Here is a 26,423-nt window from a genome sequence, read left to right on the forward strand (position 1 = left end):
CTTGCGTCGTGACGACCGTCCGGCTTCCGCTCTTCCCCCTGAACACGGTGCTGTTCCCGGGGCTCGTACTCCCGCTCAACATCTTCGAGGAGCGCTACCGCGCCATGATGCGGGAGTTGTTGAAGACCCCGGAGGACGAGCCGCGCCGGTTCGCCGTCGTGGCGATCCGCGACGGCCACGAGGTGGCGCCGAGCGCCCCCGGCCTGCCCGATCCGACGGCCGTGCCCGACCGGGGCCCGGCGGCGGGCTTCGGCGGCGAGCCGCTGCGCGCCTTCCACAAGGTGGGCTGTGTGGCCGACGCGGCGACGATCCGGGAGCGGGCCGACGGCACCTTCGAGGTGCTGGCGACCGGGACGACCCGGGTGCGGCTGCTGTCGGTGGATGCCTCGGGGCCGTTCCTGACGGCCGAACTGGAGCCGGTGGAGGAGGATCCCGGCGAGGAGCCGGGAGCGCTGGCGGAGGGGGTGCTGCGGGCGTTCCGCCAGTACCAGAAGCGGCTGGCGGGGGCGCGGGAGCGGTCGCTGGCGTCCGGCGCGGAGCTTCCGGACGAGCCGGGTGTGGTCTCCTACCTGGTCGCCGCCGCGATGATGCTGGACACGCCGACGCGGCAGCGTCTGCTCCAGGCGCCGGACACCGCGTCGCGGCTGCGGGACGAGCTGAAACTCCTGCGCACCGAGACGGCGATCATCCGTAACCTGCCGTCGTTGCCCGCGTCGGAGCTGACGCGCGGCCCGATGAGTCTCAACTGACGCACGACTGTCCGGGGTGACGGCCGCAATGGCGAAGAAGTCCAAGAAGCAGCAGCCGGGAGGAACGCCGGCGACGGTGGCGCTCACGGCGGCCGGGGTGCCGTTCACCGTGCACGCCTACGACCACGATCCGTCCCATCCCTCGTACGGGGAGGAGGCGGCCGAGGCGATGGGCGTCTCCCCGGACCGGGTCTTCAAGACGCTGGTGGCGGACGTCGACGGGGCGCTGACGGTGGCGGTGGTCCCGGTGGCGGGCCAACTGGACCTGAAGGCGCTGGCGTCTGCGGCCGGCGGCAAGCGGGCGGCGATGGCCGACCCGGCCCTGGCGGAACGCACCACCGGGTACGTACGGGGCGGCATCTCGCCGCTCGGCCAGCGCAGGAAACTGCCGACGGTGCTGGACGAGTCGGCCGCGCGGCACGACACGATCTGCGTCTCGGCCGGCCGCCGCGGCCTGGAGGTCGAACTCTCCCCGACCGACCTGACCCACCTGACCTCGGCGACCCTGGCCAGAATCGGACGCGCTTGACCCCTCGACGCCGGTCCCTTCCTCGGCTAATGAAAAGGGACATGTCGAAACGAACCCGCAAACGCAGGTGGCGCGTCAAAAAGCGCCGAGCCAACCACGGCCACCGCCCAGCCTGACGCAACCACGAGTGGCCGTGCCGCGCCCTCCACGGCTCTCCGCGCTCTCCGCGCTCTCCGCGGCCAGTCGTGCCTCCCCCGGTGCCTCAAGGGCCCGGGAGGCACCGCGCGAGCGCCGGGCTGCGCACCATCCCCCGCCCGGCGACCACCCCGGGCACCCCGGGCACCCCGAGAACCTACGCCCCCGCCTGCGGAACGTACGGATCCGCCGGCGGGAACTCCTCCGGATCCCGCGGCCCGAACAACGCCGTCAACCCCAGGTGCAGCACCAGCCCCGCGAACGGCCACGCCAACAGCGCCCCCTTCGCCCCCAGCTCCAACGGCGCGTCAAAGGTCACCCCCGCACCCGCACTCCGCGCCTGCGCGATCACGTCCTGCGACGGCCCGAGCCACACCCCCAGCCGCCACGCCAGTACCGACCCCAGCAGCCCTCCCACCGCCAGCGCCACCACCAGCGGAACACCGCCCCGCCGCCGGACCAGGAACACGACCAGCGCACTCACCGCACCGAACGCCAGCGCGAGCAGCGTGAACGTCCCGTCCACCCCGATGCCCTGCTCGCCCTCGGAGTCCTTGAGGTAGACGGTCCACTCGTCGCCGGACACGTCACCCACCAGCGGCACCCGCGGGGCCAGCCACCACCACACCACGCCGAGCAGCACACCGCCGAGCGCGACCGCCACCGCGGTCACCGCGGCCTCCCGCAGCTCCCGCTTCCTCCCGGGACCGTCCTGGTCGTCCCACCAGCCGCGCCCGGACTTCCCGGCGTGCCGGGCCGAGGCGTCGGACGGCGGCTGCCACGGGTCCTGCGCCGAATGCTCGTGCGGGGGCGGTGGTGGTGTCAGGGGAGCGCTCACCCTGCCATCGTGCCAGGCCCGGCCGTGCGGCGCGTCACCGGACGGCGGCCCTGCGGTACGCCCAGGTCGCCACGGCCAGCGAGATCACCCCGACGACCCCGCACACGGCGAGGTCACCGAGCACATGGGCCCAGTCGGGACGCGGTGCGAAGGTACGCGCGAACGCCTCGACGCCGTACGTCGACGGCAGCAGGTCCCGGGCGAGGCGCACCGCCTCCGGCATCCGCTCCGGCGGCAGCACGCCCAGCAGCAGCGCCGCGGACATGCCGAGCTGGCCGAGGAGTGTGGCCAGTTCCGGCCGGGGCGCGAGCAGGCCGAGGGCCGCCCCGAGCCCGGCGAGCGCGGCGCCCGCGAGGGGGATCACCGCGATGAGGATCCACAGATGGGCCAGCGGCAGCCCGAACAGCGCGCAGCCGAACACGGCGGTCACGACGGTTCCCGGCACGGTGAAGGAGGCGTACGCGCCCGCCGCGCCCAGCACCACGGCCGCGGGCGGCACGGGCAGGGTCGCGTAGTGGTCGAGTCCCCCGCCGGCCCGGAGCTGGCCGAAGTACTGGGCGAGGAGGTTCAGCGCGACGAAGGCGACGACCAGCACCGCCGAGCCGGCGACCACGGCCCGCGCCTCACCGCCGCCGTCCACGACGCCGCGCATCAGGATCATGATGCCGACCGACTGGAAGGTCGCCACGAACAGCAGCGGGATCCGCGCGACCCGGGCCCGGGACAGCTGCGCCCGGTACACGGCCGCCAGCGACGGCCACAGCCGCGCCCGGGGGCCGAGCTCGGCCGCTTCCGGCGCGGCCTCCTCGGCGGCCAGGGCACCGCCCGGCAGGACATCGGCGGGTACGACACTCACGTCGTGCTGCTCTCCTTCGCTCGGAGCTTCGCCCGGCTGCGCGTGGGCCCTCGCCCCGTTCCGTACGGATGACACGGACCGTTGGCTCACGCCTTCACCAGTCCCTGCCGTACCGCGCCGCCCAGCGCGAGGTACACGTCCTCCAGGCTGGGCGTGGCCAGTGTGAAGTCGTCGAGGGCGGCGAAGGCGGCACCGCCGGTGACGGTGGCGACGACCGTACGGGCCTCCTCGGGCGCCAGCCGCAGGGTCCAGCGGCGGCCGGACTCGACGACGCGGTCGCGCAGCGCGGCGACCTCGGGCACGTGCAGGGGTGCGGCCTCGCGCCACACCAGATCGACCCGGACCTCGCCGGCGACCTGTTCCTTGAGCCCGGACGGCGTGTCGCAGGCGATGACCCGGCCGCGGTCGAGGACCGCGACCCGGTCGAGGACGGTCTCGGCCTCGATGACGTTGTGGGTGACCAGCAGGACGGTCGCGCCGTGCTCGGCGCGGCGCCGGTCGACGGCGGACCACACCGCGCGCCGGGCCACCGGGTCCATGCCGGTGGTGGGCTCGTCGAGCACCAGCAGGGGCCGCTCCCCCACCAGCGCGGCGGCGAAGCAGGCGAGCCGGCGCTGGCCGCCGGAGAGCTTGCGCAGCGGGCGCCCGGCGAGCGGGGCGAGCCCCAGTTCGTCCAGGACGTCGTCCCGCTCGGCCCGCGCCCGGCGGGCGTCGAGTCCGCGCAGCCGGCCGGTGGTCTCGGCGGCGAGGGACACGGTGAGGTCGTCGAGGGCGGTGGACTCCTGTCCCAGGTAGGCCAGGACGCGCGAGGCGCGCTCGGGGTGGCGCACGATGTCGTGGCCGAGGATGCCGACGCTGCCGCGGTCGGGCCGCATCAGTCCGGTCAGCTGGCGCACGAGGGTGGACTTGCCGGCGCCGTTCGGGCCGAGCAGGCCGAAGATCTCACCGCGCCGGATGTCGAGCGCCACGTCGTCGGTGGCCCGGACCTCGGGTGTCGCGGGAACCCCGCGCCGGCCGCGCACGGCCGGGTAGGTCTTGGTCAGCCCGCGCACCACACACACGACATCACCGCCGTGCCGGAATCCCTGTGCCGCGCGCGTACTCACAAGGGACGAGCCTACGGGGTGCCGCCGCTCGCCCCGCCCCCGGGGGCCACCGAACCCCCCGTTCCGACCACCTCGCCCGCACCACGCCCCCGACGCCCGCACCACGCCCCCGACGGCCGGGGCGCGCGCCCGCCCTGGGCCCACCGAGCCGGACACCACGCGCCCGGGGCCGGCGCCACGGCCCGCCTTGCAGCCCACCGAGTCGGGTGGTGGGTGCGCACAGGCCGGGGGTCCGGGGGGCGGGAGCCCCAGGCAGGGGCACGGGGGCGGAGCCCCCGAAAGAACCCGGCGCCCGCGCACCGGCCGCTTCACTCCCCGGCGGGAGCCCGCTCCGTACCCGTACGCAGGTCCAGCTCGCGCCAGAACCCCGCCCGAATGGCGTACCGGTCCCGCTCGTCGATCTGGTCGTCCTTGTGGGCGAGCAGCCCGAACCGCGCCGCGTACCGCAGCAGCTCCCCGTCGACCCGGTGCGGGATCCGCGGGTACATCCCGGACAGCTTCTGGATGTGGCTCTGGTCGCCGAGCCGCTCCACCCAGCGCCGGGCGAAGACCTGCCCCACCTCGAAGGGGTCACCGCCGACGGTGGTGATGTCCTCCTCGCGGTCGGCCCACCGCTGCTCCGCCGTGGTCAGCTGGGCCAGCGTCGGCATGGAGGCGGCCTCGGGCGGCTCGGCGGCCGGCCGGTCGACCCAGCCCTTGTCGGACGACCACCGCAGCGTCGCGGAGGAGGGCTGCTGGGGCTGGTGCGGGCCGGGGCTGCGCAGCGCGGCCAGGTCCTTCGGGGTGGGTACGCCCTTGGCCGCGGGCGTACGCTCGGCGGTGCCGTTGTGTCCGGCGCCGGCCGGATGCCGCGGCTCCTGCGCGGTCCGTTCGGCCGCCGCGGCGAGCGCGGAGTCCGGCAGCGGCGCGGAGAGGATCGCGGCGATCTCGGGCCGCGGCACGGGCGGCGGCGCGCACACCCCGGTGTGTTCCTTGGCCCGTACGGCCTGGGTGATCCACGCCCGGTCCAGCACGCGCCGTTCGTCGGCCTCGGCGACCAGGTCCTCGGACTGGTTGTAGTCGCCGTCGGCGGCCTGTACGGCCCACAGGTGGACGGCGACGCCGTGCTCCTTCGCCGCCATCATGCCGGGCAGCAGATCGCCGTCGCCGGTGACCAGGACGATGTCGGAACAGGCGCGGTTGCGGGCGAGTTCGGTCAGCTCGGCGTGCATCGCCGCGTCGACGCCCTTCTGTGCCCAGCGTCCGTCGCTGCGGGTCAGCGCGCCGAGCCGGACGGTGACCCGGGGCATCACGCGCAGCCTGCGGTGCTCGGGCTGCGGGACGCGGTCGGGGGCGCCGTCGAACCAGTAGATGCGCAGCAGCGGCTGGCGTGTGTCGTTCTCGGCGCGGTCGCGCAGCCCCTGGATGAGGGCCGCGTGGTCCACGGTGATGCGGGACCGCGAGGGCTCCCCGGCGAGGAGACTGGCGGCGGCCCCCAGCAGATACCCGGCGTCCACCAGGACGATGCAGCGGTCCACGCGATCCACCCTCTTTCCGGGAGGTTTGCTTCGGGCTTGCTTCGAGTCTGCCCGACCTCGCCGGGGTTAACGGCCCGAACTCGATCTTCGGCGTGGCGTTTCCACACTTCCTCCCCCGACACCCCCCTCACGCACGGTAATTGTCCGACATGCGTGGGTTATCGGACTGTGTGAATCTGGTTCCGGCCCTGGCCCCTAGTCCCCCACAGGAGGCACCACCATGGCCAAGAACAAGAACCGTGACCGTAAGCAGCCCCGTGCCGAGCACGACCAGCGGGCGACGCAGCCGTCCGCGATGGAGACGCCGGACGAGCAGCGCACCACGCAGGTCATGCCCGGCGAGGTCGGCCGCGGCAAGGGCCGGCAGAAGCGTTTCGGCCACAACTGACGTCGGCGCACCGGGCCGTTGCGGTCCGGGCACATGAACGAGGGGCGCACCCACCACAGGGTGCGCCCCTCGGGCGTGCCGGCCGGGGACGTCCGTCAGCCGGCGAGGCAGGACGGTCCGAGGAGGACCTTGAGGTCGCCGAAGAGGGCCGGGTCGGGCTTGACCCGGTGCCGGTCCAGGCGCAGCACCGTCGTCTTCGTCGGCCCCTGGAGCTTGATCCGGACCTCGCTGTCGCCCCTGTGGTGCGTGAGGATCTCACCGAGCCTGCTGACCATCGGCGGGGTCACGCGCGTGGCGGGGATGGTGAGCACCACGGGCGCGTTGGCGCCCGCGTTGGACAGGTCGGGGATCATCAGCTCCATCGCGACCAGCCGCGGCACGTCCTCGCGCTTGTCGAGCCGCCCCTTGACGAACACCACGGCGTCCTCGACGAGCTGGGTCGAGACGAGCTGGTACGTCGCGGGGAAGAACATGCACTCGATGGAGCCCGCGAGGTCCTCCACGGTGGCGATCGCCCAGGCGTTGCCCTGCTTGGTCATCTTGCGCTGGAGGCCGGAGATGATGCCGCCGATGGTGACCACCGCGCCGTCGCCGAAGTCACCGCCGGTGAGCTGGGAGATGCCCGCGTCGGCCTTGTCGGACAGCACGTGCTCCAGGCCGAACAGCGGGTGGTCGGAGACGTACAGGCCGAGCATCTCCCGCTCCTGGGCGAGCAGATACGTCTTGTCCCACTCGTCGTCGGTGAAGGTGACGTCAAGGCCGAAGCCGGGCTCGCCGGGCTCCTCCTCGCCCATGCCGCCGAAGAGGTCGAACTGTCCCTCGGCCTCCTTGCGCTTGACCGCGACCACGTTGTCGATCATCGGCTCGTACTGGGCGGTGAGGCCCTTGCGGGTGTGGCCCATGGAGTCGAAGGCGCCGGCCTTGATCAGCGACTCCGTGGTCCGCTTGTTGCAGACGACCGCGTCGACCTTGTCGAGGTAGTCCGGGAAGGAGGCGTACTTCCCCTTGGCCTTGCGGCACTTGATGATCGACTCCACGACGTTGGTGCCGACGTTGCGCACCGCCGACAGGCCGAAGAGGATCACGTCGTCGCCCTGCGCGGCGAAGTTGGACTCCGACTCGTTCACGTTCGGCGGGAGCACCTTGATGCCCATGCGGCGGCACTCGTTGAGGTAGACGGCCGACTTGTCCTTGTCGTCCTTCACCGAGGTGAGCAGCGCGGCCATGTACTCGGCGGGGTGGTTGGCCTTCAGGAAGGCGGTCCAGTACGACACCAGTCCGTACGCGGCGGAGTGCGCCTTGTTGAAGGCGTAGCCGGCGAAGGGGACCAGGACGTCCCAGAGCGCCTGGATGGCCTCGTCGCTGTAGCCGTTCTTACGGGCGCCGGCCTGGAAGATGGTGAAGTTCTTCGCCAGTTCCTCGGGCTTCTTCTTGCCCATCACGCGGCGGAGGATGTCGGCCTCGCCGAGCGAGTAGCCGGCGATGATCTGGGCGGCCTTCTGCACCTGCTCCTGGTAGACGATCAGGCCGTAGGTGACGTCCAGGACCTCCTTGAGGGGCTCCTCCAGCTCCTTGTGGATCGGGGTGATCTCCTGCTGGCCGTTCTTGCGCAGGGCGTAGTTGGTGTGCGAGTTCATGCCCATCGGGCCCGGCCGGTAGAGGGCCGACACGGCGGAGATGTCCTCGAAGTTGTCCGGCTTCATCAGCCGGAGCAGGGAGCGCATCGGGCCGCCGTCGAACTGGAACACACCGAGGGTGTCGCCGCGCTGCAGCAGGTCGAAGGTCGTGGGGTCGTCCAGCGGCAGCGACAGCAGGTCGATGTCGATGCCCTTGTTGGCCTTCACCATCTTGACGGCGTCGTCCATGATGGTCAGGTTGCGCAGGCCCAGGAAGTCCATCTTCAGCAGGCCGAGCGACTCACAGCTCGGGTAGTCCCACTGTGTGATGGTCACACCGTCGGTGTGCCGGACCCAGACGGGCACGTGGTCGGTGATGGTCTCGCTGGACATGATCACGCCTGCCGCGTGCACACCCATCTGCCGGACCAGGCCCTCCACACCGCGCGCGGTGTCGATGACCTTCTTCACGTCCGGCTCGTTCTCGTACATCCCGCGGATCTCGCCGGCCTCCGAGTACCGGGGGTGGCTGGGGTCGGTGATGCCGGAGAGCGGGATGCCCTTGCCGAGGACGTCGGCGGGCATGGCCTTGGTGAGCCGGTCGCCCATCGCGTACGGGTAGCCCAGCACCCGCGCGGAGTCCTTGATGGCGTTCTTGGCCTTGATGGTGCCGTAGGTGCCGATCATGGCGACCTTGTCGGCGCCGTACTTCTCCGTCACGTACCGGATCACCTCGACGCGCCTGCGCTCGTCGAAGTCGATGTCGACGTCGGGCATGGAGATGCGCTCGGGGTTGAGGAACCGCTCGAAGATCAGGCCGTGCGGGATCGGGTCGAGGTCGGTGATGCCGAGGGCGTAGGCGACGATCGAGCCGGCCGCCGAGCCGCGGCCGGGGCCGACCGCGATGCCCTGCTTCTTCGCCCACATGATGAAGTCGGCGACGACGAGGAAGTAACCCGGGAAGCCCATCGAGATGATGGTGTCCATCTCGTACTCGACCTGCTTCATGCGGTCGTCCGGGATGCCGCCCGGGAAGCGGCGGTCCATGCCGCGCATGGTCTCCTCGCGGAACCAGCTGACCTCCGTGTACCCCTCCGGGATGTCGAACTTCGGCATCAGGTCGCGCTTCTCGAACATGCCCGTGGTGTCGACCATCTCGGCGATCAGCCGGGTGTTGGCACAGCCCTGCTGCCAGGCGTCCGAGGAGTCGATGGCGTACATCTCGTCGGTGGACTTGAGGTAGTAGCCGGTGCCGTCGAACTTGAAGCGGTCGGGGTCGGAGAGGTTCTTGCCGGTCTGGATGCACAGCAGCGCGTCGTGGGCGCCCGCCTCGTGCGCGTACGTGTAGTGCGAGTCGTTGGTGACCAGCGGGGGGATGCCGAGCTTCCTGCCGATCTCCAGCAGGCCGTCGCGGACCCGGTGCTCGATGTCGATGCCGTGGTCCATCAGCTCCAGGAAGTATCGGTCCTTGCCGAAGATGTCCTGGTAGTCGGAGGCGGCCTTGAGGGCCTCGTCGAAGTGGCCGAGGCGCAGCCGGGTCTGCACCTCGCCGGAGGGGCAGCCGGTGGAGGCGACGATGCCCTCGGACCACTTGGCGATGGTCTCCTTGTCCATCCGGGGCCACTTCTGCAGCCAGCCCTCGGCGTACGCGTCGGAGGAGAGCCGGAAGAGGTTGTGCAGGCCGGTGCTGTTCACCGCCCACATCGTCTTGTGGGTGTAACCACCGGAACCGGAGACGTCGTCGCGCTTCTGGTGCGGCTGGCCCCACTGGATCTTCCGCTTGTTGCGCCGGGACTCGGGGGCGACGTACGCCTCGATCCCGATGATCGGGGTGACCCCGGCCTTCTGCGCGGAGTGGAAGAAGTCGTACGCCCCGTGCAGGTTGCCGTGGTCGGACATGGCGATGTGGGTCATGCCCATCTCGTTGCAGGCGTTGAACATGTCCTTCAGCCGCGCGGCACCGTCCAGCAGCGAGTACTGGGTGTGGACGTGCAGGTGCGTGAACGGCGACTTCGACACGGTGCGGCCTCCTGGGAGAACAGGCGGTGACGGGCGGGCGGACGGTCCGGGGGTCAGCGTCGAAGTCTATGCCCCGGGACTGACACCCGGAGCACGTCCCGACGTACCTTCGGGCGGTGGCGCGGGCACTCCCGTGACGCGTCACACGTTAGGCAGGGGACGGACCAGCCGTCCCGAGACATCCCGCACCTGGAGGCACACAGCGATGTCGGTCCCGCAGCTCAACGACGAGCACCGCGGTGAGGAGATCCTCGCCGTCCTCGACACCGCCTTCGGCGAGCTCCTGGCCGCCGACCCGGCCGCGTTCCGGGTGAAGTTCCGGAAGATGGCCGCCTCGGCGTTCGCCTTCTACCGCGGGACGGCGAGCCTCTTCTACCACGACCTGGACGCCGAGAACGCCGGGCGGGGCGGTGGGAGGACATACAGCGGGCCGTACCTGGACGACCGCACCTCGCGCGTGTGGATCCACGGCGATCTCCACGCGGAGAACTTCGGCACGTACATGGACTCCAACGGCCGCCTGGTCTTCAACGTCAACGACTTCGACGAGGCCTACGTCGGCCCCTTCACCTGGGACCTCAAGCGCTTCGCCGCGTCCATGGCGCTGATCGGCTACGCGAAGGCGCTCAGCGACGAGCAGATCGGCGAGCTGGTCACCATCTACGCGCTCGCCTACCGGGAGCGGATCCACGCGCTGGCCACCGGCGCCAAGAGCGACGAGGTACCGCCCTTCACCCTGGACACCGCCCAGGGCCCGCTGCTGGACGCGCTGCGCGACGCCCGTTCGCTGACCCGCTTCGGGCTGCTGGACTCGATGACCGAGATCCGCGACTTCGAGCGCCGCTTCGCACCCGGGGGCGGCGCGGTCGAACTGGACGCCGCCACCCGCTACAAGGTGCTCGCCGCCTTCGACGGCTATCTGGAGACGCTGCCGGACAGCTCGCTGGCCCGCCCGGACTCCTACCGCGTGAAGGACGTCGTGGGCCGCCGCGGCATCGGTATCGGCTCGGCCGGGCTGCCGTCGTACAACATCCTGCTGGAGGGCCACAGCGACGCCCTGGAGAACGATGTGGTGATCTACATCAAGCAGGCCCAGACCCCGGCCGTCTCCCGGCACGTCACCGACCCTGCCATCCGGGACTACTTCCGGCACGAGGGGCACCGCACGGTGATCTCCCAGCGCGCGCTCCAGGCGCACGCCGACCCGTGGCTGGGCTGGACCGAGCTGGACGGCTCGGGACAGCTGGTCGCCGAGGTGTCGCCGTACGCCGTGGACCTGGACTGGGGCGACATCGACGACCCGGAGGAGATCGCCCTGGTCGCCGCCGACCTCGGCCGGGCCACCGCGACCATGCACGCGGCGGCGGACGACACCTCCGGCGAGTCCCTGGTGCCGTTCTCCACCGAGCGCGCCATCGACGCCGCGATCGCCGCCGACGAGGACTCCCTGGCCCCGCTGCTGGTCGACTTCGCCCACACCTACGGCGCCCGCGCGCGGGCCGACCACCAGACCTTCCTGGACCTGTTCCGCAACGGCAGGATTCCAGGGCTGTAACCTTCCGCACATCCACAGGGCCCCTTTAGGGATCCCTTACCGGAGCACGTGACACACTCGTTCCCGCGATGGACATATCCGGAACCCAGCTCAGAGCCGTGCGCGCGGTGCTGTTCACGACGGTCGTCGTGACGCTCAGCACCGCGTCGCACGTGCTGCTGTCCGGGGCTCCGCTGCCGTTGAACACGGTGGCCGCGGTCGCCGCCGCCGTCTTCCTCCTGGCGTACGCCCTGGCGGGGCGGGAGCGTTCCTTCGGGCGGATCGCCGCCCTGCTGATCCCGCTGGAACTGGCCGCCGACACGGTCTTCACCACCGGCCAGCACGTCTGCTACGGCCGCATGGGCGGCCCCGTGGCGGGTCCACTGCGCTCGTTCGGCCTCGACGTGCTGTGCGGCGACGGCACCAGCGTGGGCGCACCGCTCGCCCAGGTCACCGGGCCCGCCGCCGAGGGCCGCGAACGGCTGGCGGCGCTGCTCGCCGAGGCCGACCCGGCCACCGCCTGGATGCTGCTCGGCGCGCACATCGGCGTCGGTCTGTTCGCCGCCGCCTGGCTGCGCCGCGGTGAGCGGGCCCTGGCCCAGCTGCTGAACGCGGTCGCGGCGGCCGCTTCGACGGCGGTCCGCCCGCTGCTGCTGGCGGTCGCGGCGGTGAGCGTGCGCCGGACCCCGGAGGTCCTGCGACCGGCCCGCCCGGCCCCGCGCACCACCGTCGCCCGCACCCTGCTCCTCGCGCACTCCCTGGGACGCCGCGGACCGCCGTGCTCCGTCGCCGCCCACGCCTGAGGCCGGCGGCGCGACCCGAGCACCAGCAGTCCCCCCATACGTATCCCGCACACCCCCGTGTGCGTCCCCCGTGGAGACATCACCATGAGCAAGCGGAACAGCCAGGCGGCGAAGACGGCGGCCCGTGAGCGCCTGCGCCAGGAGCGCGAGCGCCAGGCGAAGAAGGCGAAGGCCAAGCGGCAGATCGTGGTCGCCCTGTCGGTCGTGGGCGTCCTGGCCGCGGCCGGCGGCATAGGTTACGCGGTCGTCCAGGCCAACCAGCCCGACTACTGGGAGGCCGCGAAGGACGACAAGCTCGTCAAGCCGGCCAACAGCAGCGGCGAGAACGGCACGACGGTCGTCATCGGCAAGCCCGAGGCGAAGAAGACCCTGGAGCTGTACGAGGACCCGCGCTGCCCGGTCTGCGCCACCTTCGAGCAGGCGGTCGGCGGGACCATCGAGAAGGACATCGAGGCCGGCAAGTACAAGGTCCGCTTCATCGGTGCCTCGTTCCTCGACCGCAACCTGACCGGCGAGGGCTCCAAGAACGCGCTGAGCGCGATGGGCGCCGCGCTGAACGTCAGCCCGGAGGCGTTCCTCGCGTACAAGGGCGCGCTCTACTCGGCCGAGTTCCACCCCTCGGAGTCCGAGGACAAGTTCAAGGACGACGCCTACCTGATCGAGATCGCGAACTCGGTGGACGCCCTGAAGGGCAACAAGGAGTTCCAGTCGGCCGTGAAGGACGGCACCTACGACAAGTGGGCGCTGGAGATGTCCGACGTGTTCGACAGCAGCGAGGACGTCCAGGGCACCCCGACGCTGATGATGGACGGCAAGAAGGTCACCGGCGCCGACGGGCAGAACACGCCCATGACGGCGGCCGAGTTCACCACGGCGGTCGACAAGGCGCTCAAGGGCTGACCCCCTCGGCCACCGGAACGCCGACGGCACGCTGAAGAGCGGGCGAACTTCCGTGAGTTCGCCCGCTCTCGCGTGTACCTGTCAGTAGCCTGTTCGGCTGTGACCAGTCGACACAGATCTTCTTCCGAGAGCACCCTCTCCGCGACCGCGGACCCCGACTCCCTTTCCCCCCGCCGCCGTACGGTCGTCAAGGCAGCCGCCGCCACCGCGGCGCTGGCCGGACCGCTGGCCGCGGCGCTGCCCGCCCGGGCGGTCCAGCAGGCGCCGGCCTTCCTGCACGGTGTCGCCTCCGGCGATCCGCTGCCGGACGGCGTCCTGCTGTGGACCCGGGTGACGCCCGTGCCGGAGGCGATACCCGGTTCGGGGCTCGGGCCCGACACCGAGGTGAGCTGGACGGTGGCCCGGGACAGGGCGTTCACCGACGTCGTCGCGAAGGGTTCGACCCTCGCCACCGCCGCCTCCGACCACACCGTGAAGGCGGACATCCGCGGCCTGCGGCCGGCCACCGACTACTGGTTCCGCTTCTCCGCGGGCAACGCCGACTCCCCCGCCGCCCGCACCCGCACCGCCCCGGCCGCCGACGCCGCCGTGACCGGGCTGCGCTTCGGTGTGGTGTCCTGCTCCAACTGGGAGGCCGGGCACTTCGCGGCGTACCGTCACCTCGCGGCCCGCGGCGACCTGGACGCCTGGCTGCACCTGGGCGACTACATCTACGAGTACGCCACCGGTGAGTACGGCACCCGCGGCGAGACCGTCCGGGCGCACGCGCCGGCCCACGAGATCGTCACCCTCGCCGACTACCGCGTCCGGCACGCGCAGTACAAGACCGACCCCGACCTCCAGGCCCTGCACGCCACGGCGCCGGTCGTCGCCATCTGGGACGACCACGAGATCGCCAACGACACCTGGTCGGGCGGCGCCGAGAACCACACCGAGGGCGCGGAGGGTGCCTGGGCCGCGCGCCAGGCCGCCGCCAAGCAGGCCTACTTCGAGTGGATGCCGGTACGTCCCGCCCTGGCCGGCACCACCTACCGCCGGCTGCGCTTCGGCCGGCTCGCCGACCTGTCCCTGCTGGATCTGCGCTCCTTCCGCTCCCAGCAGGTCTCCACCGGGGACGGCGACGTCGACGACCCGGACCGCACGCTCACCGGACGCGCCCAGCTGGACTGGCTGAAGGCGGGGCTGACGGCCTCCGACACCACCTGGCGGCTGGTCGGCACCTCGGTGATGATCTCGCCGTTCTCGGTGGGTTCCCTCCCCGCGCACGTGCTGAAGCCGCTCGCCGAACTGCTGGGGCTGCCGCAGGAGGGGCTCGCCCTCAACACCGACCAGTGGGACGGCTACACCGACGACCGCCGTGAACTCCTCGCCCATCTGCGGGCGAACGCCGTCCGCAACACGGTCTTCCTCACCGGCGACATCCACATGGCCTGGGCCAACGACGTGCCCGTGAACGCCGGTACGTATCCGCTGTCGGCCTCGGCCGCCACGGAGTTCGTCGTGACCTCGGTCACCTCCGACAACCTCGACGACATCGTCAAGGTCCCCGAGGGCACCGTCACCGCGCTCGCCTCCCCGCTGATCCGGGCGGCCAACCGGCATGTCCACTGGGTGGACACCGACCGGCACGGCTACGGCGTCCTGGATGTCACCGCCGAGCGGGCGCAGATGGACTACTACGTGCTCTCCGGCCGCACGGGGGCGGACGCCACGTCGAAGTGGGCCCGCTCCTACCGCACCCGCAGCGGCACGCAGAAGGCCGAGCGCACCTACGACCCGGTCTGATCCGGCCGGTTCAGCCCTCCAGCGAGCCGAGGAAGCCGAGCGCCACCCGCCAGGTGGCCTCGGCGGCCTCCTCGTCGTAGTCCGGCAGGCCGGGGTCGGTGTAGACGTGTCCCGCGCCCGCGTACCGGTACACCTCCACGTCGGCGCCGGCCCGGCCCATCCGCAGGTACCAGGCGGTGAGCCAGTCGTCGGTCTCGAACGGGTCCGGCTCGGCGACGTGCAGCTGCACCGGCAGCTCGTCCACCGAGGTGTTCTCCGCGATGTCCGACGTGCCGTGCAGGAGCAGCAGTCCGCGCGCCTTGTCGTCGCCGAGGGCCAGCGTCTGGGCGACGGAGGCGCCGAACGAGAAGCCCGCGTACACCAGTCCGCGCTCCGAGTAGGGCGCCGCCGCCAGCACGGCCCGCTTCAGCAGTTCCTCCTTGCCGGTCTCCTCCTTGTACGCCACGCCCTCCTCGACCGAGTCGAACGTACGGCCCTCGAACAGGTCGGGCGTCCACACCTCGTGTCCGGCCGCGCGCAGCCGGTCGGCGGCCTCGGCCACCGCGGGCCTCGGTCCGTAGGCCGAGTGAAAGAGCATGATGTTCATGCGGACCATGGTGCCAGCAGGGTGTGACAACCCGAGATCGCGGCAGTACCCGTGTTCGCGCACAAGTCACATGTTCATGCCCCGGCGGAGCCGGTTAGGTTCGGGGACATGGATGACGTGCTCCGCCCATTGATCGTGGTCGGCGGCTCGGTCGTGCTCACCCTGCTGCTCGGCTGGGCCACCGACCTGCTGCTGCGCAAGGCCGACCAACGCCACCACGAGACCCCGCTGTGGGGGCTGCTGCGCCGTGCCCGGGTCCCGTACCAGCTGGTGCTCTGTGTGGCGCTGCTCAGAGGGTCCTACGACGAGGCACGGCTGCTGCCGGACCACGAGGTCGCCATCGGCAGGGTCCTGTCGCTGGTGCTGATCGGGTCGGCCGCCTGGCTGGCGATCCGGATCGCGCTCGCGGTCGTGGAGACCTCGTACTCGCGCTACGCCAGCACCCACCGGGAACGCGACCCCGCCCGGGTCCGCCGGGTGCGCACCCAGGTGACGCTGATCCAGCGGGTGGTGACGGCGGTCGTCGGGGTGGTGGCGGTGGCCGCGATGCTGCTGACCTTCCCCGCGATGCGCGCGGCCGGGGCCTCGCTGCTGGCCTCGGCGGGGATCCTCGGCATCGTCGCCGGTGTGGCCGCCCAGTCCACGCTGGGCAACATGTTCGCCGGGCTGCAGATCGCCTTCGGCGACATGGTCCGCATCGGCGACACGGTGATCGTGGACGGCGAGTGGGGCAACGTCGAGGAGATCACGCTGACCTTCCTGACCGTCCGCACCTGGGACGAGCGCCGGATCACCATGCCGGTGTCGTACTTCACGTCCAAGCCGTTCGAGAACTGGTCGCGCGGCACACCGCAGATGACCGGCGTCGTCCTGTGGCACCTCGACCACTCGGCCCCGCTGGACGCGATGCGCGACAGGCTCCGCGACATCCTGCGCGAGTGCCCGGCCTGGGACGGCCGCGCCTACAACCTCACCGTGACGGACAGCACCCCCACCACCATGGAGGTGCGGGCCCTGGCGACGGCCAAGGACGCGGACGACATCTGGACGGTACGGGTCACGGTCCGCGAGCAGATGATCCGCTGGCTGGCCGCCGAACACCCCTACGCCCTGCCCCGGGTCAACACGGCCGACGCGGTGCCGGCGCCCGGGTTCAACGGCCACCGCCCCGCCGACGGGGTGCCGGCGGCCCGGAGGGTGCACCAGCATCCGAGGGAGCGCTGAGCGGTCCTCAGTGACCGCGCTCGGCGCCGCCGTTGACCTGGATGATCTGCGAGGTGACGTGTCCGGCGCCCGGGGAGGCGAGCCAGTGCAGGGTCGCCGCGACGTCCCCGGGCGTCCCCGCCCGCTTGTTCGACGTCTCGGCGATCAGCACGGCCCGCCGCTCCTCGTCCATGCCGTCGCCGAAGAAGGCGGTGTCCTCCACATAGCCGGGCGCGACCACGTTCACGGTGATGCCGTGCGGGCCCAGCTCCCGTGCCAGATCGTGGGCGTAGGGGTGCAGCGACGCCTTGGCCGCCGCGTACGGCACCCGTCCGGAACCCCGGTAGGCGGCGATGGAGCTGAGGAACAGCACCCGCCCGCCCGGCTCGGCGAGCCGGTCCCTCAATGCCTCCGTGAGGAGTACGGCGGTCAGGACGTTGAGCCGGAAGTTGACGGTCCAGGTGCGGGCGACGGCGTCGAGCGGGTCGTCGCCGCCGACCGGGGGTTCGAGCAGCCCGTTGCCTCCGGCACAGTGGATCAGTACGTCCACGGCGCCGAACTCCCGGCCCACGAAGCCGGCGACGCCCCGTACGGCCTCCGGGTCCGCCAGGTCGGCGGCGTACGTCAGGGCGCCCGGTACGCCCGCGCGCTCCAGCACGTCCCCGCGCCGGCCGAGCAGCAGCACCTGGTCCCCGTCGGCGGCGAACACCCGCGCGGCGGCCAGCCCGATCCCGGTACCGCCCCCGCTGATCACAACGTTCCGAGTCATGCCCCGACCCTACGGACAGAAGGCCGCCGGCGGCGGCAACGCTGCGGTGTTCAGCGCAGACTGCGCACGTCCAGGTGGCGCAGCACCCGGTCCACCACCTCGGGGTCGGCGCCCGGTTCGCTGCGCGCCGTCAGCACCTCGTGCCGGGCGGCGCTGAGCAGTTCCCCCTCGATCCGCCGCATCCGCTTCAGCCGCAGCGCCCGCTGCCGGTGCGCCTCCCGCCGCTCGTCCTCCGCCACGTCCGGGCTGATCCGCACCCCGATCTCGAAGGACCTGCGCAGCATCTGCTCGGACAGCTCCTCCGGCAGCTCCTCGACCTCCTCGATCTCCCGCAGCCTGCGCTTCGCCGCCTTGGCGGCCCGCAGCGCGAGCCGCCGCTCGAACTCCTTCTCGCGCTCGGTGTCGCCCCGCACCCCCAGCCGGTTCACCAGCCAGGTCAGGCTCAGCCCCTGCACCAGCAGCGTCGTCAGCACGACACCGAACGCGATGAAGACGATCTCGCCCCGCGCGGGGAAGTCGCCCCCGCCGTCGGTCTCCAGCGGAATGGCGAGGGCCAGCGCCACGGACGCCACCCCGCGCATCCCCGACCACCACATCACCACGGTCTCGCGCCAGGTCACCGGGATCTCCTCGCCGACGTCCCGCGCGGTGTGCAGCCGCTTGGTCAGCCAGGTCGCCGGCAGCAGCCACGCCAGCCGGACGAGGACGACCACGCCGACGACCGCCGCCGACCAGGTGAGCAGCTCGCCCCAGTGGCCGGCCGCGGTGTGGACGGCGTTGTGCAGTTCGAGACCGACGAGGCCGAAGGCGACGCCGGTGACGAGGGTGTCGACGATGTCCCAGAAGGTGTGCCCGGCGAGCCGGGCCATGACGTCGTCGGCGTCGGTGGCGTACTCCACGAGGAACAGCGCGGTGACGAGCACCCCGAGGACACCCGAGCCGTGCAGCTCCTCGGCCAGGACGTAGGAGGCGAACGGCACCAGCAGGGTCAGGGCGACCTGGAGGGTCGGGTCGCCGAGCAGACTCATCGCCTTGTTGGTGCCCCAGCCGAGGGCGAGCCCGACCGCGACGGCCACCACGGCCGACAGCACCAGGTCGAGACCGGCCCGCCAGGGCGAGAAGGTGCCGCTCACGGCGGCGGCGATCGCCACGTGGTACAGGACGATGGCCGTCACGTCGTTGAACAGCCCCTCGCCCTCCAGGATCGACACCAGCCGGCGGGGCAGCCCCAGCTTCCCCGCGACGGCGGTCGCCGCGACCGGGTCGGGCGGCGCGACGAGGGCGCCGAGGGCGACGGCGGCGGCCAGCGGCAGCCCGGGCACGATCGCGTGGGCGACGACGGCCACGCACAGGGTGGTGACGAAGACCAGCGCCACGGCCAGCAGCAGGATCGGCCGGACGTTCGCCGCGAACTGGCGCCAGGAGGTACGGCGCACGGCGGCGTAGAGCAGGGGCGGCAGCAGCAGCGGAAGGATCAGTTCCGGCGGGACGTCGACGTTCGGGACGAACTCCAGCAGCGCCAGGACGATGCCGAGGACCGTCATCAGCACCGGTGCCGGCAGTCTCAGCCGCTCACCGACGGGGACGCTCACCACCGCCCCGAGCAGCAGGACGAACAGCAGGGCCAACTGATCCACGGTCAGCGCTCCCAGGGGGTCGACGATCGTCCGGCGGGCTCCAGCCTGCCACGCCGCCGGCCCCCACCAGCGCGTTCGCCGCCCGGCGCTACAGCGCGCGCCGCATCGCCCGGTGCGGAATACCCGCGTCCGGGAAGCGGGGCCCGTAGGCCTCGTACCCCAGCCGCTCGTAGAAACCCAGGGCGTGGGTCTGCGCGTGCAGGTCGACGGCGGTGAGCCCCCGTTCTCGGGCCGCCTCCTCGACGGCCCGCACCAGCGCCGCGCCGACGCCGAGGCCCCGCGCCCGGCGGGTCACCGCGAGCCGGCCGAGCGATCCGATGGCCGGGTCCCCGCCGTTCCTCGCCGCGGCGGCCGCGCCGTGCAGCAGCCGTGCGGTGCCGAGCGGTGTGCCGTCCTCCGCGACCGCCAGCACGTGCACCGCGCCGGCGTCGTGGGCGTCGTACTCGATGTCCTCGGGGACGCCCTGCTCGGTGACGAAGACGTCCTTGCGGACCGCGAAGCACGCCTCACGGTCGGCGGGATCCCCCGCGACACGGACGGCGTACGGGGCGCTCACGCGTAGGTCTCCTCGCGGACCTGGTCCAGGGCCTTGCGCAGGTCCTCGGGGTAGTCGCAGGAGAACTCCGCCCACTGTCCGTCGCCGGGGTGCTCGAACCCGAGCCGCACCGCGTGCAGCCACTGGCGGGTCAGGCGGAGCCGCTTGGCGAGCGTCGGGTCGGCACCGTAGGTCAGGTCGCCGACGCAGGGGTGGCGGTGGGCGGCCATGTGGACGCGGATCTGGTGGGTGCGGCCGGTCTCCAGCTTCACGTCGAGGAGGGAGGCGGCGCGGAAGGCCTCGATGAGGTCGTAGTGCGTGACGGACGGCTTGCCGTCGGCGGTGACCGCCCACTTGTAGTCGTGCTGCGGGTGGCGGCCGATGGGGGCGTCGATGGTGCCGCTGGTCGGGTCGGGGTGGCCCTGGACCAGCGTGTGGTAGCGCTTGTCGACCGTGCGCTCCTTGAACTGGCGCTTCAGCGACGTGTACGCGCGCTCCGACTTGGCGACGACCATCAGGCCGGAGGTGCCGACGTCGAGGCGGTGCACGATGCCCTGGCGCTCGGCGGCGCCGGAGGTCGAGATGCGGTACCCGGCGGCGGCGAGGCCGCCGATCACCGTCGGGCCGGTCCAGCCCGGCGAGGGGTGCGCGGCGACTCCGACCGGCTTGACGATCACGACCACGTCGTCGTCGTCGTGCACGATCTCCATGCCCTCGACGGGCTCGGCCACCACCTGCACCGGGGCGGGGGCCTGCGGCATCTCCACCTCGAGCCAGGCGCCGCCGCTGACCCGCTCGGACTTGCCGACCACCGACCCGTCGACCGTGACCTTCCCCGCCGCCGCGAGCTCGGCCGCCTTGGTGCGGGAGAAGCCGAACATGCGGGAGATGGCGGCGTCGACGCGCTCGCCCTCCAGGCCGTCGGGCACGGGCAGGGTACGGATCTCGGGAATCGTGCTCACCCGTCGAGTATGCCGGACGGGTGAGACAGCCCCGTACGCCCGTGCCCGGCCCCTCAGTCCTTGTGGACGGTGCCGTCCGGGTCGAGGCCCCGGAACGACAGCAGCACGATCAGGATGCCGCCGCACACGATCGCCGAGTCCGCCAGGTTGAACACGGCGAAGTGCTTGGGCGCGATGAAGTCGACGACCGCGCCCTCGAAGACGCCCGGCGAGCGGAAGATCCTGTCGGTGAGGTTGCCCAGGGCGCCGCCCAGCAGCAGGCCGAGGGCGATCGCCCAGGGCAGGCTGTAGAGCTTGCGGGCGAGGCGGATGATCACGACGATCACGGCCGCCGCGATCACCGTGAAGATCACGGTGAAGGCCTCGCCGAAGCCGAAGGCCGCGCCCGCGTTGCGGATCGCCTCGAACCGCAGCCAGTCGCCGATGATCTCGATCGGCTCGTGGTGCTCCAGTTCGGCGACCACGATCATCTTGCTGATCAGGTCGAGGGCATAGGCGAAGGCGGCGACGGCGAACAGCACGGCGATCCGCCGCTTGCCGCGGGGCCGCTCGGTGTCCGCCGCCGTCGTGCCGTCGGCGGCGGCCCGCTCCTGCCCGTCCCGGTCCTGCTCGTCCCGGTCCGCGTCCGGGGTGTCCGGCGTACCGATGATGCGCTCCGCCTCTGCCACGTGAGTCCCTCAGCCTAGGTACCTGACTGAGGACGAGGGTACGGCACGCCCCGCGCGCCCGCCGATCAGTACCTGCGCTCCTGCTTCTGCTTGCACTCCACGCACAGGGTGGCCCGCGGGAAGGCCTGCACACGCGCCTTGCCGATCGGGTTGCCGCAGTTCTCACAGAGGCCGTAGGTACCGGCGTCGAGGCGCTGGAGTGCCCGCTCGAACTGGCTGAGCATCTCGCGCGCGTTCGCGGCCAGCGCGAGTTCGTGCTCACGCGTGATGTTCTTGGTACCGGTGTCGGCGTCGTCGTCGCCCGCGCCGTCACCGGAGTCCCGCATCAGGCCGGCCAGCGCCTGCTCGGAGGAGGTGATCTCCTCGCGCAGCCGCAGCACCTCGGACATCAGCTCGGCCCGCGCCTCCTCGACCTCTTGCGTGGTCCAGGGCTCCTCGCCCGGCCGTACCGCGAGCTCGCCCGGCTCCACCGCGCCGAGCCGCGCCTTGGGTACAGCGGTCTTCGCCGCCGCCGTGGCCGCGGGGCCAGGGGTCTTCTTCGCACCCACCGTCGTCACTCCCGTCTGCGCCGCGGCCTCGGCCGCGCCCGCGTCATCGGCCGTGCTGTGCCCGGCCACATCCTGAGTGGACCCACTGGTCCCGGCAGCACCCTGCCCCGCCGCCTGCTCGGCTTGCGCCTGCTCGCCCGCCGCCTTCTTGCCTGACGGCTTCTTCACGAACACCGCCTCCTCGGCCGACGCCACCTCCCCGTCAGGCACCGCCTCCCCGGCCGCCGCATCCCCGGCGGACGCCACACTCCCCGCAGACTCCGCCTCCCCGGCAACCGCCGTCTTCACCGGCACCGCGCCCCTGGCCGACACCGCCTGCTTGGCTTGCGCCTGCTCGCCCGCCGCCTTCTTGCCTGGCGGCTTCTTCACGGACACCGCCTCCTTGGCCGACGCCACCCTCGCCGCCTCCTCAGCGGACGCCTCCCTCGCGGACTCCGCGTCCCCGGCAGCCGCCTTCTTCGCAGGCACCGCGCTCCTGGCCGACGCCGCCCTCGTGGCGGGCGCCGCCCTCCCGGCTGCCGCGTCCTCGGCGGAGGCCACGCTCCCCAGGGACTCCCCGTCCCCGACGGCCGGTCTCATCGCCGACGCCGCCTTCCCGGCTGCCGTTCTCCCGGCGGACACCGGGCTCTTCGCGGACTCCGTGTTCCCGGCAGCCGCCGTCTTCGTGGGCGCCGCCTTCCCGGCTGCTGTTTCCTGGGCGGACGCCTCCCTCGTGGACTCCGTGCTCCCGGCGGACGCCTCCCTCGCGGAGTCCCTGCTCCCGGCGGATGCCGTCGGTGTCGGCCGTTCGGGGGAGGGGTTTCCGGGGGGCGGCTGCTTGCGGTTCGTGGGTGTGCCGGTCGGCGGGGTTGTCTTCGGGGTCGGCTCAGCCGCCGGGCCTGCCTGCGCAGCGCCCCGCGCGGTCTTCTTCGCCACCATGGCCGCGGCCCCTTCACATATTGTGATCTTGCGCGCGAATCGTGCTGGGACGATAAATCGACTCGAGTCCCGCGGCAACGGGGCGCACCGCCCGGTTCGCCCGCCCCGCGCACGCCGCGCGGCGAGCCTGCATGCGTTGTGCCCAGCTCCCCGCCGGGTATGCCGCCCGGGCGCACGTCCCGGGATCCGAACACGCATACCACCCCATTCGGGGCATGTCAGGTCATACGCTGAACGGAAATCCGGTCGGCCGCCGTCCGCCCCGCGCCGTACACTGGGCGGAGCGAAAAGCGTGGATGGGGACGAGTAGCGGCGGACGCAGCCCAGAGCGACCCGGGGACGGTGTGAGCCCGGGGGCGAGCGCGACGTGAAGATCACCCCGGAGCCGCCGGAGGAAAGCCGCGACAGCGGCGAGTAGAACCGGCATCGCGACCCCAATGAGGGGGCTCACCGGAGCACACGACGCACCGGGGAGCCAAGGAGGGTGGTACCGCGGGAGCGCGCCGACGGCGGCGCAGGGATCGACACAGCTCTCGTCCCTCCGGACGGAAGGCAGCAAGTCCGCCGGAGGAAGCCCGCTGATGACATCGCCGACGTACCGCCAGGTACCCGCCCAGGTCGACCTGCCCGCCCTCGAGCACGCGGTGCTCGACTTCTGGCGCGAGCAGAAGATCTTCGCCAAGAGCCTGGAGCAGTCCGAGGGCCGCCCCGAATGGGTGTTCTACGAGGGCCCGCCCACCGCCAACGGCATGCCCGGCGCCCACCACATCGAGGCCCGCGTCTTCAAGGACGTCTTCCCCCGCTTCCGCACCATGCGCGGCTACCACGTGGCCCGCAAGGCCGGCTGGGACTGCCACGGCCTGCCCGTGGAGCTGGCGGTGGAGAAGGAGCTCGGCTTCTCCGGCAAGCAGGACATCGAGGCGTACGGCATCGCCGAGTTCAACGCCAGGTGCCGCGAGTCGGTGACCCGCCACACCGACGCCTTCGAAGAGCTCACGACCCGCATGGGCTACTGGGCCGACCTCCAGGACCCGTACCGCACGATGGACCCGGAGTACATCGAGTCCGTCTGGTGGTCGCTGAAGGAGATCTTCGACAAGGGCCTGCTGGTCCAGGACCACCGCGTCGCCCCGTGGTGCCCGCGCTGCGGCACCGGCCTGTCCGACCACGAGCTGGCGCAGGGCTACGAGACGGTCGTCGACCCCTCCGTCTACGTCCGCTTCCCGCTCACCTCCGGCCCGCTGGCCGGCGAGGCCGCGCTCGTGGTGTGGACGACGACCCCCTGGACCCTGGTCTCCAACACCGCCGTCGCCGCGCACCCCGAGGTGACCTACGTCGTCGCCACCGACGGCGAGGAGAAGCTGGTCGTCGCCGAGCCGCTGCTCGCCAAGGCGCTCGGCGAGGGCTGGGAGGCCACCGGCCAGTCCTTCACCGGCGCCGAGATGGAGCGCTGGACGTACCAGCGCCCCTTCGAGCTGGTCGAGTTCCCCGAGCCGGCCCACTACGTGGTGAACGCCGACTACGTCACCACCGAGGACGGCACCGGTCTGGTCCACCAGTCCCCCGCCTTCGGTGAGGACGACCTCAAGGTCTGCCGCGCCTACGGCCTGCCCGTCGTCAACCCCGTCCGCCCCGACGGCACCTTCGAGGAGGACGTCCCCCTGGTCGGCGGCGTCTTCTTCAAGAAGGCCGACGAGAAGCTCACCGAGGACCTCGACGCGCGCGGCCTGCTCCTCCGGCACATCCCGTACGAGCACAGCTACCCGCACTGCTGGCGCTGCCACACCGCGCTGCTCTACTACGCGCAGCCGTCCTGGTACATCCGCACCACCGCCATCAAGGACCGGCTGCTCCAGGAGAACGAGAACACCAACTGGTTCCCGGACTCCGTCAAGCACGGCCGCTACGGCGACTGGCTGAACAACAACATCGACTGGGCGCTGTCCCGCAACCGCTACTGGGGCACCCCGCTGCCCATCTGGCGCTGCGAGGAGGACCACCTCACGGTCGTCGGCTCGCGCGCGGAGCTCACCGAGCTGACCGGCACCGACCAGTCGGGCCTCGACCCGCACCGTCCGTACATCGACGAGGTCACCTTCGCCTGCCGCCACGACGGCTGCGGGAAGACGGCCACGCGCGTGCCGGAGGTCATCGACGCCTGGTACGACTCCGGTTCGATGCCGTTCGCGCAGTGGGGCTACCCGTACAAGAACAAGGAACTGTTCGAGTCCCGCTACCCGGCACAGTTCATCTGCGAGGCCATCGACCAGACCCGCGGCTGGTTCTACACGCTGATGGCGGTCGGCACGCTGGTCTTCGACAAGTCCTCGTACGAGAACGTCGTCTGCCTCGGTCACATCCTCGCCGAGGACGGCCGCAAGATGTCCAAGCACCTGGGCAACATCCTCCAGCCGATCCCGCTGATGGACCAGCACGGCGCGGACGCGGTCCGCTGGTTCATGGCGGCCGGCGGTTCGCCGTGGGCGGCCCGCAGGGTGGGCCACGGCACCATCCAGGAGGTCGTCCGCAAGACGCTGCTGACGTACTGGAACACGGTCGCCTTCCAGGCCCTGTACGCCCGTACGTCGGACTGGGCGCCGAGCGGGGCCGACCCGGCCCCCGCCGACCGCCCCGTGCTCGACCGCTGGCTCCTGTCCGAACTGCACGCGCTCACCGACCAGGTGACCCGGGCGCTGGAGGGCTACGACACCCAGCGGGCCGGCAAGCTGCTGTCCGCGTTCGTCGACGACCTGTCCAACTGGTACGTGCGCCGCTCCCGCCGCCGCTTCTGGCAGGGCGACAAGGCCGCGCTGCGCACCCTGCACGAGGTCGTGGAGACGGTCACCCAGCTGATGGCCCCGCTGACCCCGTTCATCACCGAGCGGGTCTGGCAGGACCTGATCGTTCCGGTCACCCCGGGCGCGCCGGAGTCGGTGCACCTGTCCTCCTGGCCCGAGGCGGACCTGTCCGCGATCGACCCGGAGCTGTCGAAGCAAATGGTGCTGGTGCGCCGGCTCGTGGAGCTGGGCCGGGCCACCCGCGCGGAGTCGGGCGTGAAGACCCGCCAGCCGCTGAAGCGGGCGCTGATCGCGGCGTCCGGATTCGACCGCCTCGATCCCGCACTGCACACGCAGATCACGGAGGAGCTGAACGTCGAGTCGCTGGCGTCGCTGTCCGAGGTGGGCGGCTCGCTGGTGGACACCACCGCCAAGGCCAACTTCCGTGCGCTGGGCAAGCGGTTCGGCAAGCGCGTCCAGGACGTCGCCAAGGCGGTCGCGAACGCGGACGCCGCCGCGCTCTCCCTGGCGCTGCGCGAGGGCACGGCCTCGGTGGAGGTCGACGGTGAGACGATCGCCCTCGCCCCGGACGAGGTGATCATCACGGAGACCCCGCGCGAGGGCTGGTCGGTGGCGTCCGACGCCGGTGCCACGGTCGCCCTCGACCTGGAGATCACCGAGGAACTGCGCCGCGCGGGCCTGGCCCGTGACGCGATCCGGCTGATCCAGGAGGCCCGCAAGAACAGCGGCCTCGACGTGGCCGACCGGATCGCCCTGCGCTGGACGGCCACGGACGAGGCGACAACCGCCGCGCTGGCAGAACACGCCGGGTTGATCGCCGACGAGGTCCTGGCGACGGACTTCGCCCGGGGCGAGGCGGACGGCACCTACGGTTCCCCGTTCACGGACGAGACCCTGACCCTGACCTTCCGGCTGCGCAAGGCATAACGTCTCCGGGGGCGGGGGGGGGGGGGGGGGGGGGGGGGGAGGGGGGGGGGTGGGGGGGGGGGGGGGGGGGGGGGGGGGGGGGGGGGGGGGGGGGGGG

21 protein-coding genes are annotated in these 26,423 nt (G+C 72.0%); 9 read left to right on the forward strand and 12 right to left on the reverse strand.

What is annotated here, in order from left to right:
• Nucleotides 1-8 precede the first annotated feature (8 nt).
• On the forward strand, nucleotides 9-749 hold the full coding sequence (locus tag ACZ434_RS18170) for an LON peptidase substrate-binding domain-containing protein (RefSeq protein ID WP_468456874.1): 741 nt from the start codon (nucleotides 9-11) through the stop codon (nucleotides 747-749).
• Nucleotides 750-777: 28 nt separating this feature from the next.
• On the forward strand, nucleotides 778-1,278 hold the full coding sequence (ybaK, locus tag ACZ434_RS18175; protein WP_468456876.1) for a Cys-tRNA(Pro) deacylase: 501 nt from the start codon (nucleotides 778-780) through the stop codon (nucleotides 1,276-1,278).
• Between the two features lie 292 nt (nucleotides 1,279-1,570).
• Here ybaK and ACZ434_RS18180 read toward each other — a convergent pair whose 3' ends face one another.
• The 4 genes from ACZ434_RS18180 to ACZ434_RS18195 form a co-directional block, all read right to left on the reverse strand.
• Nucleotides 1,571-2,251 (reverse strand): AAA family ATPase, encoded by a 681-nt coding sequence (locus tag ACZ434_RS18180; protein WP_468456878.1) that lies wholly within the window; start codon nucleotides 2,249-2,251, stop codon nucleotides 1,571-1,573.
• A gap of 34 nt (nucleotides 2,252-2,285) precedes the next feature.
• Entirely contained in the window at nucleotides 2,286-3,107 is an 822-nt protein-coding gene (locus ACZ434_RS18185) for an ABC transporter permease (protein ID WP_468456880.1), read from the reverse strand.
• An 86-nt stretch (nucleotides 3,108-3,193) separates the two neighbouring features.
• Nucleotides 3,194-4,168 carry an ABC transporter ATP-binding protein gene (locus ACZ434_RS18190; protein ID WP_468456927.1) on the reverse strand — a complete coding sequence of 325 codons (975 nt, stop codon included), beginning with the start codon at nucleotides 4,166-4,168 and terminating at the stop codon, nucleotides 3,194-3,196.
• Between the two features lie 353 nt (nucleotides 4,169-4,521).
• The gene (locus ACZ434_RS18195; RefSeq protein ID WP_468456882.1) at nucleotides 4,522-5,730 is read right to left on the reverse strand and encodes an NYN domain-containing protein; all 1,209 of its coding nucleotides are present in this window, start codon (nucleotides 5,728-5,730) and stop codon (nucleotides 4,522-4,524) included.
• Between the two features lie 220 nt (nucleotides 5,731-5,950).
• On the opposite strand from ACZ434_RS18195, the gene ACZ434_RS18200 reads away from it, so the two are divergent.
• Nucleotides 5,951-6,118, forward strand: coding sequence for a hypothetical protein (locus tag ACZ434_RS18200; protein WP_468456884.1), 168 nt, complete (start codon nucleotides 5,951-5,953; stop codon nucleotides 6,116-6,118).
• Nucleotides 6,119-6,213: 95 nt separating this feature from the next.
• On the opposite strand, the gene dnaE is transcribed toward ACZ434_RS18200, so the two are convergent.
• The gene (dnaE, locus tag ACZ434_RS18205; RefSeq protein WP_468456885.1) at nucleotides 6,214-9,753 is read right to left on the reverse strand and encodes a DNA polymerase III subunit alpha; all 3,540 of its coding nucleotides are present in this window, start codon (nucleotides 9,751-9,753) and stop codon (nucleotides 6,214-6,216) included.
• A gap of 205 nt (nucleotides 9,754-9,958) precedes the next feature.
• Between dnaE and ACZ434_RS18210 the strand changes: the two genes are divergently transcribed.
• The 4 genes from ACZ434_RS18210 (at nucleotide 9,959) to ACZ434_RS18225 (ending at nucleotide 14,775) form a co-directional block, all read left to right on the forward strand.
• The gene (locus tag ACZ434_RS18210) at nucleotides 9,959-11,308 is read left to right on the forward strand and encodes a DUF2252 domain-containing protein (RefSeq protein WP_468456886.1); all 1,350 of its coding nucleotides are present in this window, start codon (nucleotides 9,959-9,961) and stop codon (nucleotides 11,306-11,308) included.
• Between the two features lie 68 nt (nucleotides 11,309-11,376).
• The gene (locus ACZ434_RS18215; RefSeq protein ID WP_468456888.1) at nucleotides 11,377-12,090 is read left to right on the forward strand and encodes a hypothetical protein; all 714 of its coding nucleotides are present in this window, start codon (nucleotides 11,377-11,379) and stop codon (nucleotides 12,088-12,090) included.
• Between the two features lie 84 nt (nucleotides 12,091-12,174).
• Nucleotides 12,175-12,990: a DsbA family protein gene (locus ACZ434_RS18220; RefSeq protein ID WP_468456890.1), complete on the forward strand. Its 816-nt coding sequence runs from the start codon at nucleotides 12,175-12,177 to the stop codon at nucleotides 12,988-12,990.
• A gap of 99 nt (nucleotides 12,991-13,089) precedes the next feature.
• A complete protein-coding gene (locus tag ACZ434_RS18225; protein ID WP_468456892.1) occupies nucleotides 13,090-14,775 on the forward strand; it encodes an alkaline phosphatase D family protein in 1,686 nt (561 codons plus the stop codon).
• Nucleotides 14,776-14,785: 10 nt separating this feature from the next.
• On the opposite strand, the gene ACZ434_RS18230 is transcribed toward ACZ434_RS18225, so the two are convergent.
• Nucleotides 14,786-15,361 (reverse strand): dienelactone hydrolase family protein, encoded by a 576-nt coding sequence (locus ACZ434_RS18230; protein WP_468456894.1) that lies wholly within the window; start codon nucleotides 15,359-15,361, stop codon nucleotides 14,786-14,788.
• Nucleotides 15,362-15,469: 108 nt separating this feature from the next.
• Between ACZ434_RS18230 and ACZ434_RS18235 the strand changes: the two genes are divergently transcribed.
• On the forward strand, nucleotides 15,470-16,585 hold the full coding sequence (locus ACZ434_RS18235; RefSeq protein ID WP_468456896.1) for a mechanosensitive ion channel family protein: 1,116 nt from the start codon (nucleotides 15,470-15,472) through the stop codon (nucleotides 16,583-16,585).
• A 7-nt stretch (nucleotides 16,586-16,592) separates the two neighbouring features.
• On the opposite strand, the gene ACZ434_RS18240 is transcribed toward ACZ434_RS18235, so the two are convergent.
• The 6 genes from ACZ434_RS18240 to ACZ434_RS18265 form a co-directional block, all read right to left on the reverse strand.
• Nucleotides 16,593-17,333, reverse strand: a complete 741-nt coding sequence (locus tag ACZ434_RS18240) for an SDR family NAD(P)-dependent oxidoreductase (RefSeq protein WP_468456898.1) — start codon at nucleotides 17,331-17,333, stop codon at nucleotides 16,593-16,595.
• Between the two features lie 50 nt (nucleotides 17,334-17,383).
• Nucleotides 17,384-18,976, reverse strand: coding sequence for a Na+/H+ antiporter (locus tag ACZ434_RS18245; protein ID WP_468456929.1), 1,593 nt, complete (start codon nucleotides 18,974-18,976; stop codon nucleotides 17,384-17,386).
• 82 nt (nucleotides 18,977-19,058) lie between these two features.
• Entirely contained in the window at nucleotides 19,059-19,526 is a 468-nt protein-coding gene (locus ACZ434_RS18250; RefSeq protein ID WP_468456900.1) for a GNAT family N-acetyltransferase, read from the reverse strand.
• Nucleotides 19,523-20,467, reverse strand: a complete 945-nt coding sequence (locus ACZ434_RS18255) for an RluA family pseudouridine synthase (RefSeq protein WP_468456902.1) — start codon at nucleotides 20,465-20,467, stop codon at nucleotides 19,523-19,525. Before ACZ434_RS18255 ends, ACZ434_RS18250 begins: the two co-directional genes overlap by 4 nt.
• A 53-nt stretch (nucleotides 20,468-20,520) precedes the next feature.
• Nucleotides 20,521-21,135: a signal peptidase II gene (gene lspA, locus ACZ434_RS18260; RefSeq protein WP_468456904.1), complete on the reverse strand. Its 615-nt coding sequence runs from the start codon at nucleotides 21,133-21,135 to the stop codon at nucleotides 20,521-20,523.
• A gap of 65 nt (nucleotides 21,136-21,200) precedes the next feature.
• The gene (locus ACZ434_RS18265) at nucleotides 21,201-22,151 is read right to left on the reverse strand and encodes a TraR/DksA family transcriptional regulator (RefSeq protein ID WP_468456906.1); all 951 of its coding nucleotides are present in this window, start codon (nucleotides 22,149-22,151) and stop codon (nucleotides 21,201-21,203) included.
• A 1,031-nt stretch (nucleotides 22,152-23,182) separates the two neighbouring features.
• On the opposite strand from ACZ434_RS18265, the gene ileS reads away from it, so the two are divergent.
• A complete protein-coding gene (ileS, locus tag ACZ434_RS18270) occupies nucleotides 23,183-26,326 on the forward strand; it encodes an isoleucine--tRNA ligase (protein ID WP_468456908.1) in 3,144 nt (1,047 codons plus the stop codon).
• Nucleotides 26,327-26,423 lie beyond the last annotated feature (97 nt).

This window comes from Streptomyces sp. NPDC030893 (assembly GCF_055571535.1).